Origin of the sequence: Microbacterium sp. (assembly GCF_031180975.1) — a bacterium.
Taxonomy (GTDB): Bacteria; Actinomycetota; Actinomycetes; order Actinomycetales; family Microbacteriaceae; genus Microbacterium.
Map to the genome: position 1 here is coordinate 1 of NZ_JAPSLI010000013.1, position 14,483 is coordinate 14,483.

Below are 14,483 nucleotides of genomic sequence, written 5' to 3' on the forward strand. Positions count from 1 at the left end.
AAACAACGTGCCGAGTTCGTCGGAGGCTTCACGACTATGGATCGTGAACCATACCGATCCCCGTTCTACCGCGAAATCACGCGGCTAATACGAGAACCCGTCCACACTTTCTTGCCGATAACCCCCGCCGCCTCCACGCGCCGTCACCGCACCAGCAGCAGGATGTTGCGCAGGTGCATCGCGGTGAGCACGCCGGGGCCCATGGTCTGCCGCGTTTTGATGCTGCGGTCGTCGACGGCCTCTACGAGCACGCGGACCGCGCGCGCCGCGTGCTCGCGCGCTCGGCTCGCCGCAGGGGACTCGTCGCCGGCCTGCTCCACGACGTCCGCGATCGCGTGGCACGCCCGCGCCAGAGGGTCGGTGATGTGCGGATCGAGGGGGAGACCCGACGCCTCGTCCCAGATGGTCTCCGACAGCGCGCGCGACACGTCCCTGATGTGATGCGCGACGCCGTCCAGCATCTCGAGCCGCTGGTGCTCGCGGTCGGTGTTGTGTCGATGGCGCCAGGCCCGCGGGTTTCCGCGCCTGCTGTCGTCCGCCTCCGCCAGAGCGAGCCGCACGTCGCGGATCGTCTCGGCGAGCGACCCGGCGTCCCGCGCCCACGCGTCGTGCTCCGGCGGCCACGGTTCGGTGACGGCGTCCCCGATCTGACGGAGATGATCGGCCAGCTGACGCTGGAAGGCGTCGATGCGAGCGGCGGCTTCGGCGGTGAAGGGTGCCGGGGCGATGGTGAAGTTGACCACCAGACCGATCGCGAGCCCGATGCCCATCTGCGACAGGTAGCCGACTGAATAGTCGTCGGCCTGCGGCCCGCCGATGATCAGCACGAACAGCGCCGCGATCGGCACATACTCCTGCCCGGCCCCGAACCATCCCGTTCCAGACACCAGCACACCGATGCCGACGGCGATCGGCACGGTCCACACGTTGGGTCCGAACGTGATCACCACGAGCGCGGCGAGCCCCGCCCCGGCGGCCAGACCCAGCAGCGTCTGCAGTGCCATCTTCGCCGACCCCATCAGCGTCGGGTACATGCTCACCAGCGCTCCGAGCGGCGCGTAGTACGGGTACTCGTCGGCGCTCCCCGGCATCCAATGCCCGACGACCCACGCCAGACCGACCGCGAGCGCGGTCTTTGCCGCGAGCAGCAGGCGGGCGGGCCGGATCGCTCGGCGCGCGCTCACGGCGGCTCGCCCACCGATCCTGCTCCATCCCACACTGTCCCCTGTCCAGGCTCGCGCCGTACGGCATCCGCTGCGACCGCGACACGCGCGGTGGCCGTCCCAGGCTAATGCGATCGGGTGATCTGCGCGGGCACTCTTCCGCCGGACGGGCACGGGTGAGATCATGGCGTCGAGGAGGAGCCATGATCGAACTCGACGACATCGACACCGACGAGGACGGCGCGCTCACCGCGACGGTCGAACTTCCCGGTGGCCGCCGCGTGACCGTGGAGTACGAGTACGAGGAGGACTTCGAGCGCGACGAGGACGACGACGACCTCGAAGAGGAGGACATCGATCCGGAGGACCTCCCGGACATGGACACGATGCAGGAGACGGTGCAGCACGCGCTGGCCCGCCTCACCGCCGAGGTCCTCGACGCGCGGGAACGGGATGTCGCCGAGGAACTCATCGAGGTCGCCTACGAGGACGACGACGAGGAGGATCTCGAGGAGCCCCTGGCTGCCCTCCGGGAGGACCTCACCCTCGACGGCGTCGTCGTGTTCGGCGACGGCGGAATCACCCTGCTGTACGTCGCGCCCGAGGAGTACCCCGACATGACGATCTACTGCCTCCTCGACGAGGATCTCGAGGTCGACGACCTCATGATCGAGTGACGCCCGTCGTCACCCGCTGACTCAGGCGACGCGCACGACGGTGCCGTTCGTCAGCTTCTGCAGCTGTGCGAACGTCAACGGCATCACGGTATGCGGTGTACCGGCTGCCGCCCAGATCCGCTCGTGACGCTGCAGATCCTCATCGAGATAGGTCGTGAGCGGGTCGGGATGCCCGGCCGGGGCGACCCCGCCGATCGCCTGACCGGTGGCCTCGCGCACCACGCGCGCCGGCGCCATGCCGACCTCGCGGGCTCCGATGGTCCGGGCGAGCACCGCGAAGTCGACCCGGTGCGCGCCGCTGGTCATCACCAGCACGGGGAAGCCGTCGGCCAGCAGCACCAGGCTGTTCGCGATGGCGCCGACCGGGCAGCCCACGGCATCCGCTGCCGCGACCGCGGTGCGGGCGGAGTCGGGGAGCACCACGACCTCGGTGTCGACACCGGCGGCGTGCAGGTGCTCGCGCACGATCCGACTTCGCTCGGGGAGCGCATGCGCTGCGGTCATCGGTGCTCCTTCGTCGAGTGGCGGGCGGGATGCCGATCAGGCGGGGGTGCGGCGGGCCGGATGCCGGTCAAGCGGCGTCACCGACGAGGATAGCCTCGGCGTCCTCGCCCGGCCCGTCGGCCGGATCGTCGATGTGCGAGAGCACGCGCCGTCCGAGCAGCACGATGAGTGCGGCCACGAGCACCGCCGCGGCGGCGAACAGGTACGGCACGGTGTCGGTGAAGGCGTGCGCGAGCGCGGCGGCGATCGGAGGAGCCATCGCCCCGCCCAGGAACCTCACGGCGGAGTACGCCGACGATGCCACCGACCGCGGCAGGTCGGTCGCCTCCATGACGGCCTCGGTGAGGACGGTGTTCATGATGCCGAGCAGCAGCCCACCGATGACGATGCAGACCACCAGCGCCGGCGGGCTGGCGACGACGACCCCGGCTGCGACCAGGTCCACCGCCAGCAGCGGCAGCGTGGCCAGGATGATCGCCGTGCGCGACATCCGCCGCATCAGCAGCGGGGCCACCCACACGCTCGTCACCGCGAGCGCGACGCCCCAGCCGAAGAACGTCAGGCCGATGCCCATCGCGCCGAACCGCAGCGGGAACGGCGAGAAGGCGAGCAGCACGAAGAAGCCGATGTTGTAGAACAGCGCCGCCACGGCGAGCACGGCCAGAGCCGGACGTCCGAGGGCGCGGAACGGCGCCGAGAAGGGCACGGGGGCGCGACCTTCGCCCACCGGGCCGCGCAGCAGGGTCAGCACGGCGATGAACGCGATCGCCATGAGCGCCACGACGCCGAAGAACGGCCCCCGCCAGCTGTGCTCACCCAGCAGCCCGCCCAGCAGCGGCCCCACCGCGATGCCCAGGCCGAGCGCCGCCTCGTACAGCACGATCGCGGCGCTGCTGCCGCCCGACGCGGCCCCGACGATGGTGGCGAGGGCCGTCGAGATGAACAGCGCGTTCCCGAGCCCCCACCCGGCACGGAATCCGATCACGGCATCGACGCTGCCGCTCAGCGCGCACAGCAGGGAGAACACCACGATCAGGCCGAGCCCCGTCAGCAGCGTCGCCTTGGCGCCGATGCGGCTGGAGATCCAGCTGGTGACCAGCATCGCGAGTCCGGTGACCAGGAGGTAGCTGGTGAACAGCAGCTCGGTCTCGAACGGTGACGCCTCCAGCGACGCGGCGATGGCCGGAAGGATCGGGTCCACCAGCCCGATGCCCATGAAGGCCACGACGCACGCGAAGGCCACCGCCCACACCTGCGCGGGCTGGTTCCACACCGAACCCGTCGTCGTTCCGCTCATTGCGTCTCTCCCATCATCCGTTCGTCCTGCGTGTGCGCGGCGAGGATCTCCGCGGCCCTCGCGAGCGCGGCCCAGTCGTCCTCGCCGAGTGCGGCGAACCGCGGCGCCAGCGTGTCTCTGAGCTCGGCGCGCCACGCGCGCACCGCGTCGAGGCCCTTCGCGGTCACGGTGACCAGCGTGGCGCGGGAATCCGCCGGATCGGCGGTTCGCGCCACCAAGCCGGCGCGCTCCAGATCCCCGATCAACCGCGTCATCCCCGGCTGCGTGGTGCGGGCGGCACGCGCCAGACCGCCGATGCGCAGGGCGCCGTCCCGCTCCAGGATGCTGAGCACGCGCCACTGCGCGGAGGGTGCGTCGTTGCCGGCATCCTGCGCGGCGATCCGCGCCAGTGCGTGCGAGGCGAGCACGATCGCGGGGATGATCTCGGGCTTGTCCATACCATCCAATATATATCAGAAGGTATGGAAGGCATGAGGCTCAGCGCCGGGCGCCCGCGATGCGCGACGACAGCTGGTGCGCGTGGGCGAGCAGGGTCCGGCCGAGCTGCGGCAGCCGGTCGGGACCGAAGCGGAACTCGACCCCGGTCAGGCTCAGTGCCCACTCCGGGCGACCCTCGCGATCGAACACGGCCGCGCCCATGCCCCACGAGCCGCTCACGATCAGGCCGGGGTTCACCGCGTAGCCACGCGCCTTCGTCTCGCGCAGCCGCGCGCGCAGCGGCACGGGGTCGTGTGCGTGTCCCCAGCGCTCGCCCAGCTCGGGATGCCGGTCGAGATAAGCATCCACATCGTGGTCAGGCAGGAACGCCAGGATCGCCAGACCCGCGCTCGCCACGCCGAGCGGGAACCGCACACCCTCACTGAGCACGAACGACCGGATCGGGAAGGAGCCCTCCTCACGCAGCAGGCACACCGTCTCGTCGGCTCGGCGCACGGAGAGGAAGGCGCTCTCCTCGGTCTTCACCGCCAGCGAGCGCACGATGTCCCGCGCCAACTCGGTGATGTCGTACCGCGCGGCGGCCACCGTACCCATCAGATAGAGCTCCGGGCCCGGCATCCACCGCGCGGTCTGCTCGTCCTGGTCGACCAGCCCCTCGGCGCGCAGCGCCGACAGGAGCCGGTGAGCCGTGGATCGGCTCAGGCCCGCGTCGCGCGCCAGGCTCTGCAGGGTCGCGCCGCTGCCCGCCGCAGTCACCAGCCGCAGCAGGGCGGCAGCGCGCGCGACGGCCTGCGCACCCGGGACGGTGCGCCGCCGTGACGAGGTCGGTTCCACATTGTGGACGCTAGCGTTGCAGCCGCCCACATCGCAAGCATCGCCTTGTCGGTGGAGCGCCAGGGGCGGATGCTGGGAGGAGCCCCATCACGAAGGAGTGGCGTGTGATCGACAAGCAATGGGCATCGGCCGCGGAGGCCGTCGCCGACATCCTGGACGGTGCCTCGCTCGCGGTCGGCGGATTCGGCCTGTCGGGCAACCCGATGGCCCTCATCGAGGCGCTGCACGCGCAGGGCACCGCCGACCTCAGCGTGATCAGCAACAACTGCGGCGTCGACGACTGGGGGCTGGGCATCCTGTTGCGTTCGCGCCGGATCCGCAAGATGACCTCGTCGTACGTCGGTGAGAACAAGGAGTTCGAACGGCAGTTCCTGGAAGGCGATCTGGAGTTGGAACTCACGCCGCAGGGGACACTGGCCGAGAAGCTGCGCGCCGGAGGCGCCGGCATCGCCGCGTTCTTCACCCAGACCGGAGTCGGCACCCAGGTCGCCGAGGGTGGTCTGCCACGGCGCCACAACCCTGATGGCACGGTCGCCGTCGCCTCACCGCGCAAGGAGGTGCGCTCCTTCGAGGTACGCGGCGAACAGCGCGAGTTCGTGCTCGAGGAGGCGATAACCGCGGACTTCGCGCTCGTGCACGCGGCGGTCGGCGACCGCCACGGCAACCTGATCTTCAACAAGGCCGCGCGCAACTTCAACCCGCTCGCAGCCATGGCGGGCCGGGTCTGCATCGCCCAGGTCGAGGAACTGGTGGAACCGGGCGAGCTCGACCCCGACAGGGTGCACCTGCCCGGCATCTACGTGCACCGCATCGTCGAAGTCGGACGTGACATCGAAAAGCGCATCGAACGGCGCACCGTGCGCGCCACGGAAGGAGCCTGATATGCCGCTCACACGCGACGAGATGGCCGCGCGCGCGGCCCGCGAACTCAGCGACGGCTCGTACGTGAACCTGGGCATCGGGCTTCCCACGCTCGTGCCCAACCACGTGCCGGAGGGCGTGACCGTGGTGCTGCAGTCCGAGAACGGCATCCTCGGCGTCGGCCCGTACCCCACCGCGGACAGGGTCGACCCCGACCTCATCAACGCAGGCAAGGAGACCGTCACCGTCCTGCCCGGGGCGGCGTTCTTCGACTCCGCGACGAGCTTCGGCATGATCCGCGGCGGCAAGATCGACGCCGCCATCCTCGGCGCCATGCAGGTGTCCGCCCGCGGCGACCTGGCCAACTGGATGATCCCCGGGAAGATGGTGAAGGGACCGGGGGGTGCCATGGACCTCGTGCACGGCGCCGGTCGGGTGATCGTCCTCATGGAGCACGTCGCCAAGGACGGCTCCGCGAAGATCGTCGACGAGTGCTCGCTGCCGCTCACAGGACGCGGCGTCGTCGACCGGATCATCACCGATCTCGCCGTCATCGACGTCACGGACGACGGACTGGTGCTGGTCGAGACCGCACCGGGCGTCAGCGTTCAGGACGTCCTCGACGCCACCGAACCCGCACTGACCATCTCCGAGGAACTCCGGGAGCACTCATGAACGACATCGTGATCGTGGCGGCCGCCCGCACACCCCAGGGCAGGCTCAAGGGCCAACTGGCGGCCTTCACCGCACCGCAGCTCGGTGCGTTCGCCATCCGCGGTGCGCTGCAGCAGGCATCCGTCGACCCGGCCGACGTCGACGCGGTCATCATGGGGCAGGTGCTCGCGGCCGGGTCGGGCCAGAACGCCGCCCGACAGGCCGCCGTCGGCGCCGGCATCGGATGGGACGTGCCGTCCAGCTCGGTCAACAAGGTGTGCCTGTCCGGTCTCACCGCCGTCATCGACGCGGCGAGGATGATCCGCACCGGCGACGCCGTCACGGTGGTCGCCGGCGGCATGGAGTCGATGACGCGCGCCCCGCACCTGCTGACGGGATCGCGTGACGGCTGGACCTACGGCACTGTCGAGGTGCTCGACCACATGGCCTACGACGGCCTCACCGACGCGTACGACCGCGAGAGCATGGGCGCGTCGACGGAACGGCACAACGCCCGGTACGAACTCACCCGCCAGGACCAGGATGCCGTCGCTGCGCGCTCCCACCAGCGTGCTGCGCTCGCCACGGACCAGGGCGTGTTCGACGCGGAGATGGTGCCGGTCGAGGTGCCGCAGCGCAAGGGCGCTCCGCTGCTCGTGACGAAGGACGAGGGCATCCGTCCCGACACGACGCTCGAGACGCTGGCGGGGCTCCGCCCCGCGTTCGCCGAGGGCGGCTCGATCACCGCCGGGAACTCCTCGCAGATCTCCGACGGCGCCGCCGCCCTGGTCGTCACGACCCGCGAGAACGCCGACGCGAAGGGCTGGCCAGTGCTCGCCGTCATCGGGGCCAACGGGCAGACCGCGGGCCCGGACAACTCCCTGCAGGCGCAGCCCGCCCGTGCGATCGAGCGGGCATTGGAGAAGCAGGGCATCGCCGCCGACGACGTCGACCTGGTGGAGATCAACGAGGCCTTCGGCGCCGTCGTGGCACGCTCGCAGCGCGAGCTCGGCGTCTCCGAGGACATCGTCAACATCCACGGCGGCGGTATCGCCATCGGGCATCCGATCGGTGCCAGCGGCGCACGGCTCGTGGTGCACATGGCGCACGAGCTGGCACGCCGAGGCGGCGGGACGGCAGCTGTCGGATTGTGCGGTGGCGGCGGTCAGGGCGAGGCGCTCATCCTGACGCGCTGAGCCCGGGGCAGGGTCCGTGCTCAGCGCTCGTCCGTGAGCAGCGCTCGGCGGGGCTCAGCGCTCAGCGGCGATCCGCGCGACCTCCTTGCGGCGGGTCTTGCGCACCGTCTTCTTGTCGGGCTTCGGCGCGAAGGGCGAGTCCACAGCCACCGGCAGGCCGCGCTCCTGGCGACGCAGATCGCTGACGGCCCCGATCGCCAGGGCGAGGGTGATCGCCCAGCTGAGCCAGCCCAGCGCGGCGCGCCAGGTGATGGGCTTGTCGCGGGTGCCGCGCAGCAGAGTGAAGCCGGTCGAGATGGCGCCGAGCAGCCCGGTGCGGAGGAGATAGCGCATTCCTCCACGCTAGCCGCAGCGGGAATGAAATCCAGGGGCTTGCGCCGCGGGGGCGGCGTGTTGCACGCGCTAGGATAGGTCAGCCTAACCTTGCCCGAGAGGACCCTCATGCCCGCCACCCGTCTGCGTCCGCTCGCCTTCGGCGCCGCGTTCGCTCTCGTGCCCCTGCTCGCCGGTTGCGCCGCCGCCGACACGTCCGCGCCGGGAGGTGACGCCGGCGGCGACGACGCGCTGGTGATCTACAACGCGCAGCACGAGCAGCTCACCGAGGAGTGGACGGCCGCGTTCACCGAGGAGACCGGCATCGAGGTGAAACTGCGGCATGGTGACGACAGCGAACTCGGTCACCAGCTGGTGCAGGAGGGCGAGGCCTCGCCCGCCGACGTGTTCCTCACCGAGAACTCGCCCGCGATGTCGCTCGTCGAGGAGGCCGGTCTGTTCGCCCCGGTCGAAGAGGACACACTGGCGCTGGTCCCGGAGCAGTTCCGCCCTGGCAGCGGCGCGTGGACCGGAATCGCCGCCCGTGACACCGTGCTGGTGTACAACCCTGAGCTGATCTCGGAGGCGGAGCTGCCGACGTCCATCATGGAGCTGCAGGACCCGAAGTGGAAGGGCAAGTGGGGCGCCGCGCCCGGCGGTGCGGACTTCCAGGCGATCGTGTCGGCCATCCTCGCGACCGAGGGGGAGCAGGCGACGGCGTCCTGGCTGGCGGGCATGGCGGAGAACGCCGAGATCTACCGCAACAACATCGTCACCATGAAGGCCGTCAACGCCGGCGAGGTTCCCATGGGCATCATCTACCACTACTACTGGTACCGCGATCAGGCGGACACCAAGGAGAACAGCGGCAACACCGCTCTGCACCGCTTCGCACCCGGGGACGCGGGCGCGTTCGTGAGCATCTCCGGCGGCGGCGTGCTGGCCTCCAGCTCCCGCCAGGAGGAGGCGCAGGAGTTCCTCGCCTGGCTGGTCGGGGAGCAGGGGCAGACCATCCTCGGTGAGGGCTACAGCTACGAGTACCCGGTCGCAAGCGGCATCCCGGCGCGCTCGCCGCTGCCCGCCCTCGAGTCGCTCGGTGCTCCCGAGATCGATCCGTCCGAACTGAACGGGCCCACCGTCCTCGAGCTGATGACCGAGGCGGGCCTGCTCTGACGACCGCGGCCCTGCGTCCGCCCCGCGGCGGCGCGGCACCCTCAGCGGGACGGTCATTCCCGTGGGGGCTTGCCGCCGCGGTCGCCGTGGGCGCCGGGGTGGCTCTGCTGCCTGTCGGCTACGTGGTGGTGTCGGCCGCGCAGACCGGGGGACAGGGGCTGGCGCGACTGCTGCTGCGACCGCTGGTCGCCGAGCTCACCGCGAACACGGTGCTGCTCGTCATCCTGGGGGTCGCGGCCACCCTCGTGGTCGGCGTGGGCGGCGCCTGGCTGGTCGAACGCACGCGTCTGCCGTTCCGCCGGTTCTTCGCCGTCGCACTCGCGGCACCGCTCGCCATCCCTGCCTTCGTGACCAGCTACGGCTGGGCGACCGTCGCCCCCTCGATGGCGGGTCTCTCCGGCGCCGTGCTCATCTCGGCCTGCGCCTACTCACCGCTGGTGTACCTGCCGGCCGTCGCGGCGCTGCGCGGCCTGGATCCGGCACTGGAGGACACCGCCCGCTCGCTCGGCCTCGGGCCGTGGCGCGTGTTCCGGCGCGTCGTGCTGCCGCAGCTGCGCCTGGCCGTCCTGGGTGGCGGCCTTGTCGTCGGTCTGCATCTGCTTGCCGAGTACGGCGCCTTCGCCTTCCTGCAGTTCGACACCTTCACCACGGCGATCATGACGGCGTATCGGGCGAATTTCGGCGGCCCTGGGGCCGCGGCTCTGGGTGTCGTGCTCACTGCCCTGTGCCTGGTGCTGGTGGCGGGCGAGTCCCGCATGCGCGGCTCGTCCCGGTTGTCGACCTCCTCCCCGGCGCGGCCGGCGCAGCGCGCGCGACTGGGTGCCTGGACGGCCCCCGCCGTGCTGGCACTGAGCGCATTCGTCGTGGCTGCGGTGGCAGTTCCGCTCTCCTCGGTGCTGCGCTGGACGCTGCGCGGTGGGCCAGGCGACTGGGCGCCGGTGCTGCCCGCCGCCGCGCAGACCGTGGTGCTCGCGGTCGGCGCCGCCGTCGTGTGCACCGCGGTGGCTCTGCCCGTGGCGTGGCTCGCGGTGCGGCATCCCGCCAGGACGAGCCGCGTCCTCGAGAGCGCGTTCTACCTCGCCGGCAGTCTGCCCGCGATCGTCGTGGCGCTCGCTCTCGTCGCGGTGGTGCTGCGTCTCGCGCCTGGCATCTACCAGACCGCGGCGACCGTGATCATCGCGTACGCGATCCTGTTCCTGCCGCGCAGCCTGGTGCCGATCCGCGCGGGCCTGGCGCAGATCTCCCCGGGCTGGGAAGAGGCGGCGCGTTCGCTCGGCGTCTCGCCGCTGATCGCCCGCCTGCGCATCACCCTGCCGCTGCTCGCCCCCGCCATGGCGAGCGGGGCGGCGCTGGTCGCGCTGGGCGCGTCGAACGAACTCACCGCGACGCTGCTGCTCGCACCGACCGGCACGCAGACCGTCGCCACGGGTTTCTGGTCGGCGGCGTCCGCGATCGACTACGTCGCGGCGGCGCCGTACGCCGTCGTGCTCATCGTCCTGTCGGTGCCGGCCGTGCACCTCATGTTCTCCGAAGCAACCTCGAGGGGCAGCGCATGACTCTTCAGCTCACCGGTGTCGGCAAGTCGTTCGGCGCCGCCGCCGTCGTCGCCGACGTCACGTTCGAGGTCCCCACCGGGTCGCGCATGGCGCTGGTCGGCGCCTCCGGCAGCGGGAAGAGCACGCTGCTGCGTCTCATCGCCGGTTTCGAGAAGCCGGATGCCGGGACGATCGCCTTGGACGGTGCACCGCTCGCGGACGGCCGTACGTACGTCCCCGCCCACCGCCGGGGCATCGGGTTCGTCCCGCAGGACGGGGCGCTGTTCCCGCACCTCACCGTGGCGCGCAACATCGCGTTCGGACTGCCCCGCGCATCGGCATCCGCGCGCGTGGCGGAGATGATGCAGCTCACCTCCCTCGCGCCGGAGCTTGCGGAGCGACTACCGCACGAGCTCTCCGGCGGACAGCAGCAGCGCGTCGCGCTGGCCCGCGCACTCGCCCCCGCCCCGCGAGTGCTGCTGCTCGACGAGCCGTTCAGCGCGCTCGACGCGGGGCTTCGCGCCCAGACCAGGGAGGCGACCACCGACATCCTGGAACGAGCCAGGGTGACCACACTGCTGGTGACCCACGACCAGGACGAGGCCCTGTCCTTCGGCGACCTCATCGGGGTGGTCGCCGGAGGTGCGCTCGTGCAGCACGGCGAGCCGGCGGCGGTGTTCGACGCGCCGGCGGATGCCGCCACGGCGGCGTTCCTCGGCGACGCCGTGCACCTCCCCGCCCGCAGGCACGGTCCGCACGCCGTGGAGTGCGCGCTCGGCGTCGTGCCGGTCCGCCACGACCGCTCCGGCGGCGCCGGGCACGTCGTGGCGATGGTACGGCCGAGTCAGCTGGAGATCGTCACCCAGGGCGGCGGCGGGCCGGCCACGGTGACCGCGCGCAGGTCGGTGGGGGCACGCACCGAATTGCGCCTGGACGTCGACGGGGAGGACGGCGCCAGGGTGTGGCTGCAGGTGCCGACCCATCGCGCCCGGGAGACACGCGACGGCGACGTGGTGCGGCTGGCTCTCGGTGGGGGCGTGGTGCTCTATCCCGCGGTCCGCCCTGCGGGACCCGCGGACGCTGCATCCTCCGATGCTGCGACCGCTGCGGCGCCGGCGGTGGCGCCCTCGGCGTGAGACACGGCATCCGTCTGGCGAGCTGACGCGAGCCGGGTGCGCAGCCGACGACCGAACGCGACCACCTCGCGATGCGCGACCCAGGCGGCGATGCCGACCGCGAAGGACAGCACCGTGCCCAGCAGGGGCGCGGTGCTCTCGAAGGGCGGGTAGACCACCCAGTGCGTGAGGTACACGAACAGCGACGCAGACGCGAGGGTGGTCAGCGCCGGCCGGGACCAGGACGGCACCCGCACCGACGGGATCCACACCAGCGCCAGCACGCCGGCCACCACGATCGCCTCGCGCAGCGGCTCGCCGAAGAAGCCGGGCACCAGCACCAGAGCGGCCGCGGTCGCCGCCACCCGCCGGGGAACGCTGTCCGCGCGGGCGACCAACCAACCGAGGGCGATGCACCACAGCACCGTCGCCAGGGCGTAGCGCTCCACGTGCGTGGCGGGCGCGGCGCCCAGAACGGCCACGCGGATCGTCACCGTGATGGCGAGCGCGCCGAGCGCGAAGCCCCACGGTGCCCGGCGCTCGAGCCGGTCGACCGCCGGCACCGCGAACAGCAGGGCGACAGCGAGCATGCTCCAGACCATCGCCTCCAGGAACCAGAACTGCCACTGCTCGTTCCAGCGGCCGTCCGAGGGCAGGGCGTTGTTCACGAGCAGGACGGTCCCGGCGGTGTACTTTCCGCTCAGCGCCGCGACGGCTCCGATCCACAGCACCGCAGGGACGGCGACCTGCGCGACCGCGCCGAGCAGCCGGCGCGGCCTGCCGCCCGGCGCCGACGACAGCGCGAAACGGGCCAGGTTGTAGCCCGCGACGACCAGCAGCAGATGGGCGCCGCCCTTCAGGGCGAAGCCGTCCGCGAGGAAGAGGTCGGCGTGCGTGCCGACGATGAGCACGATCGCCAGCGCGCGCAGCAGCACGGGCGTCTCCACGCTCGGCATCCGGCGTCGCGGCACGAGACGGGAAGGCGCGGTCGCTTCGGCGGTCGTCGTGGCGGTCGGGGTCTGGGTGGGGCTCGCGGTCGCGGCGAGGTCTGCGGCCGACCGCGACGGCCAGTCGCGCGGCAGCGGTCCGAGCAGCTCCTCCAGTTGCACCGACGCCTCCACGTAGCTCAGCGAGTCGCCGCCGAGCGTCGCGAAGCCGTCCTGCTCGGTCGCGTCGGGGCGCCCGGTGCACACCGCGAGCACGTCGCGCACGCGGGCAGCGGTGGCAGGGCCCGTCGCCGGTCGCTGCCCCGCGCTCGCGTGGAGCCGATGATGCCTGACCAGCGCCGCGCCGTCGGGCTTGCCCGAGGAGGTGAGGGGGAACGCGTCGACCGCGTAGGTGAGGACGCTGCGCTGCGGGATGCCGATCCGCCGCGCGATCGTCTCGCGGGCCCGCACGGCATCGCGGGCGCTCAGCACGAACACCAGCAGCTCCTCGCCGTCCGCGGCGGTGCGGGCCGGGATGCCGGCGGACTCCAGTTCGCGCTGCACTGCGTCGAGGTCCACCCGCAGACCGAACAGCTTGACGAAGCGGTTCATCCGGCCGACGATCTCCACGTACCCGTCCGGACGCCAGCGCGCCAGATCCCCGGTGCGCAGCTCGTGCACGGTGCGGCCGAGCGCGAGGTCGGCGGGGGACTCGGCGTAGCCGAGCATCACGTTCGGTCCGGAGTACACCAGCTCCCCGGCATCCGCCTCTTCGTCGATGTCGATGCGGAAGGTGCCGCCGGGGATCGCCCGCCCGATCGACCCGGCGGCGCGGATGGCGTCCTCCGGAGGCAGGTACGACATGCGCGCGGTCGCCTCGGTCTGGCCGTACATGGTGAAGAACTCGAAGCCGAGCCGGGCGCCGGAGAGCGCCAGCTCGCACACCCGATCCGTCGGGAGCCGCCCGCCGGCCTGCGTCACATAGCGGATGCTGGACGGCAGCCGCTCCACTCCGCCGACGGCATCCAGGAGGTCGAACGAGTACGGCACGCCGGCGAAGCCGGTGATGCACGCCTCCTCGGCGCGACGCCAGAACCCGTCGTCGGAGGCGGAGCGCTCGGTCAGCACCAGGCTGCCGCCGACCAGGAGGTGGCTGTTCACCACCGACAGGCCGTAGCAGTAGTGCATCGGCAGGGAGGTGATGGCGCGGTCGCCGTCCGTCAGCCGCAGGTAGTCGGCGATGGCTGCGGCGTTGGCGAGAACGGCCTCTCCGGAGATCCGCACCAACTTGGGAGACCCGGTCGACCCGGAGGTGCTCATCAGCAGGGCGAGGTCCTCGTGCAGATCGTGCGCGGTCCCGTCGCGGCGGGGCGCCACAGTGCCGTCGGCGATCACCACGTCCGGGTCGAAGCGGTCGGACAGCGCCTCGCGGGTGCGCACCGCGGACTCGTCCTCGCCACCGCGCACGAGCAACACGGGATGCCCGCCCGACAGCGCCCCGAGGTATCCCGCGATGGCGTCCACGGTGTTGCGAGCCTCCAGCATCACCAGCCGTCGCGTGAGGCCGAGCGCGGCTCTGACCTCCGCCGCGCGGGCGCCGAGCTCGGCGTATGTCACCTGGTCATCGTCGGTCAGGAGCGCGATCGCGGACGGGTCGCCGCGCAGCAGATCGACGGCGGGAGCGGGGGAGAGGGGGAGCACGCGGCCTCACTTCGAAGCAGGGTCAAAGCATAGGTGAGCCTAACCTATCCATCGCCGCGACGCCGCTTCTGGTCGTCATGTGACCGCTTGGTAGACT

The 14,483-nt window shown here is 71.6% G+C and carries 14 protein-coding genes; 7 read left to right on the forward strand and 7 right to left on the reverse strand.

The annotated features are described in order from the left end of the window. Window positions 1–143: 143 nt before the first annotated feature. Entirely contained in the window at window positions 144–1,184 is a 1,041-nt protein-coding gene (locus RIF65_RS14690) for an FUSC family protein (RefSeq protein ID WP_309066925.1), read from the reverse strand. A gap of 182 nt (window positions 1,185–1,366) precedes the next feature. On the opposite strand from RIF65_RS14690, the gene RIF65_RS14695 reads away from it, so the two are divergent. Then, on the forward strand, window positions 1,367–1,840 hold the full coding sequence (locus tag RIF65_RS14695; protein WP_309066926.1) for a hypothetical protein: 474 nt from the start codon (window positions 1,367–1,369) through the stop codon (window positions 1,838–1,840). A 21-nt stretch (window positions 1,841–1,861) separates the two neighbouring features. Here RIF65_RS14695 and RIF65_RS14700 read toward each other — a convergent pair whose 3' ends face one another. The 4 genes from RIF65_RS14700 to RIF65_RS14715 all read right to left on the reverse strand — a co-directional run bounded on the left by RIF65_RS14700 (window position 1,862) and on the right by RIF65_RS14715 (window position 4,913). Beyond that, window positions 1,862–2,344: a YbaK/EbsC family protein gene (locus RIF65_RS14700; protein ID WP_309066927.1), complete on the reverse strand. Its 483-nt coding sequence runs from the start codon at window positions 2,342–2,344 to the stop codon at window positions 1,862–1,864. 67 nt (window positions 2,345–2,411) lie between these two features. Beyond that, on the reverse strand, window positions 2,412–3,641 hold the full coding sequence (locus RIF65_RS14705; protein WP_309066928.1) for an MFS transporter: 1,230 nt from the start codon (window positions 3,639–3,641) through the stop codon (window positions 2,412–2,414). Further along, the gene (locus RIF65_RS14710) at window positions 3,638–4,078 is read right to left on the reverse strand and encodes a MarR family winged helix-turn-helix transcriptional regulator (RefSeq protein WP_309066929.1); all 441 of its coding nucleotides are present in this window, start codon (window positions 4,076–4,078) and stop codon (window positions 3,638–3,640) included. Before RIF65_RS14710 ends, RIF65_RS14705 begins: the two co-directional genes overlap by 4 nt. Window positions 4,079–4,118: 40 nt before the next feature. Next, a complete protein-coding gene (locus RIF65_RS14715; protein ID WP_309066930.1) occupies window positions 4,119–4,913 on the reverse strand; it encodes an IclR family transcriptional regulator in 795 nt (264 codons plus the stop codon). Between the two features lie 104 nt (window positions 4,914–5,017). On the opposite strand from RIF65_RS14715, the gene RIF65_RS14720 reads away from it, so the two are divergent. Genes RIF65_RS14720 through RIF65_RS14730 form a run of 3 tightly spaced genes read left to right on the forward strand, consistent with a single transcriptional unit; the run spans window position 5,018 to window position 7,624 of the window. Then, window positions 5,018–5,794 carry a CoA transferase subunit A gene (locus tag RIF65_RS14720; protein ID WP_309066931.1) on the forward strand — a complete coding sequence of 259 codons (777 nt, stop codon included), beginning with the start codon at window positions 5,018–5,020 and terminating at the stop codon, window positions 5,792–5,794. 1 nt (window position 5,795) lies between these two features. Beyond that, entirely contained in the window at window positions 5,796–6,449 is a 654-nt protein-coding gene (locus tag RIF65_RS14725) for a CoA transferase subunit B (protein WP_309066932.1), read from the forward strand. Then, window positions 6,446–7,624 carry an acetyl-CoA C-acetyltransferase gene (locus RIF65_RS14730; protein WP_309066933.1) on the forward strand — a complete coding sequence of 393 codons (1,179 nt, stop codon included), beginning with the start codon at window positions 6,446–6,448 and terminating at the stop codon, window positions 7,622–7,624. The genes RIF65_RS14725 and RIF65_RS14730 overlap by 4 nt, the downstream gene beginning before the upstream one ends. A gap of 54 nt (window positions 7,625–7,678) precedes the next feature. Here RIF65_RS14730 and RIF65_RS14735 read toward each other — a convergent pair whose 3' ends face one another. Then, window positions 7,679–7,957, reverse strand: coding sequence for a hypothetical protein (locus RIF65_RS14735; protein WP_309066934.1), 279 nt, complete (start codon window positions 7,955–7,957; stop codon window positions 7,679–7,681). Window positions 7,958–8,065: 108 nt separating this feature from the next. On the opposite strand from RIF65_RS14735, the gene RIF65_RS14740 reads away from it, so the two are divergent. The 3 genes from RIF65_RS14740 (at window position 8,066) to RIF65_RS14750 (ending at window position 11,780) form a co-directional block, all read left to right on the forward strand. Beyond that, window positions 8,066–9,109, forward strand: coding sequence for an iron ABC transporter substrate-binding protein (locus RIF65_RS14740; protein ID WP_309066935.1), 1,044 nt, complete (start codon window positions 8,066–8,068; stop codon window positions 9,107–9,109). Between the two features lie 98 nt (window positions 9,110–9,207). Further along, window positions 9,208–10,665, forward strand: a complete 1,458-nt coding sequence (locus tag RIF65_RS14745) for an ABC transporter permease (RefSeq protein WP_309066936.1) — start codon at window positions 9,208–9,210, stop codon at window positions 10,663–10,665. Continuing rightward, window positions 10,662–11,780 (forward strand): ABC transporter ATP-binding protein, encoded by a 1,119-nt coding sequence (locus RIF65_RS14750; RefSeq protein WP_309066937.1) that lies wholly within the window; start codon window positions 10,662–10,664, stop codon window positions 11,778–11,780. Before RIF65_RS14745 ends, RIF65_RS14750 begins: the two co-directional genes overlap by 4 nt. Here the strand turns inward: RIF65_RS14750 and RIF65_RS14755 are convergent. Next, complete coding sequence (locus tag RIF65_RS14755; RefSeq protein ID WP_309066938.1) at window positions 11,690–14,386, reverse strand: AMP-binding protein; 2,697 nt, start codon at window positions 14,384–14,386, stop codon at window positions 11,690–11,692. The two genes, RIF65_RS14750 and RIF65_RS14755, sit on opposite strands and share 91 nt — an antisense overlap. Window positions 14,387–14,483: the final 97 nt, after the last annotated feature.

What these genes read in the sequence shown, in the direction of transcription:
- RIF65_RS14695 (WP_309066926.1), top strand. Translation starts at nt 1,367, where the DNA reads ATGATCGAACTCGACGACATCGACACCGACGAGGACGGCGCGCTCACC.
- RIF65_RS14700 (WP_309066927.1), bottom strand. Translation starts at nt 2,344, where the DNA reads ATGACCGCAGCGCATGCGCTCCCCGAGCGAAGTCGGATCGTGCGCGAG.
- RIF65_RS14705 (WP_309066928.1), bottom strand. Translation starts at nt 3,641, where the DNA reads ATGAGCGGAACGACGACGGGTTCGGTGTGGAACCAGCCCGCGCAGGTG.
- RIF65_RS14710 (WP_309066929.1), bottom strand. Translation starts at nt 4,078, where the DNA reads ATGGACAAGCCCGAGATCATCCCCGCGATCGTGCTCGCCTCGCACGCA.
- RIF65_RS14725 (WP_309066932.1), top strand. Translation starts at nt 5,796, where the DNA reads ATGCCGCTCACACGCGACGAGATGGCCGCGCGCGCGGCCCGCGAACTC.
- RIF65_RS14730 (WP_309066933.1), top strand. Translation starts at nt 6,446, where the DNA reads ATGAACGACATCGTGATCGTGGCGGCCGCCCGCACACCCCAGGGCAGG.
- RIF65_RS14735 (WP_309066934.1), bottom strand. Translation starts at nt 7,957, where the DNA reads ATGCGCTATCTCCTCCGCACCGGGCTGCTCGGCGCCATCTCGACCGGC.
- RIF65_RS14740 (WP_309066935.1), top strand. Translation starts at nt 8,066, where the DNA reads ATGCCCGCCACCCGTCTGCGTCCGCTCGCCTTCGGCGCCGCGTTCGCT.
- RIF65_RS14750 (WP_309066937.1), top strand. Translation starts at nt 10,662, where the DNA reads ATGACTCTTCAGCTCACCGGTGTCGGCAAGTCGTTCGGCGCCGCCGCC.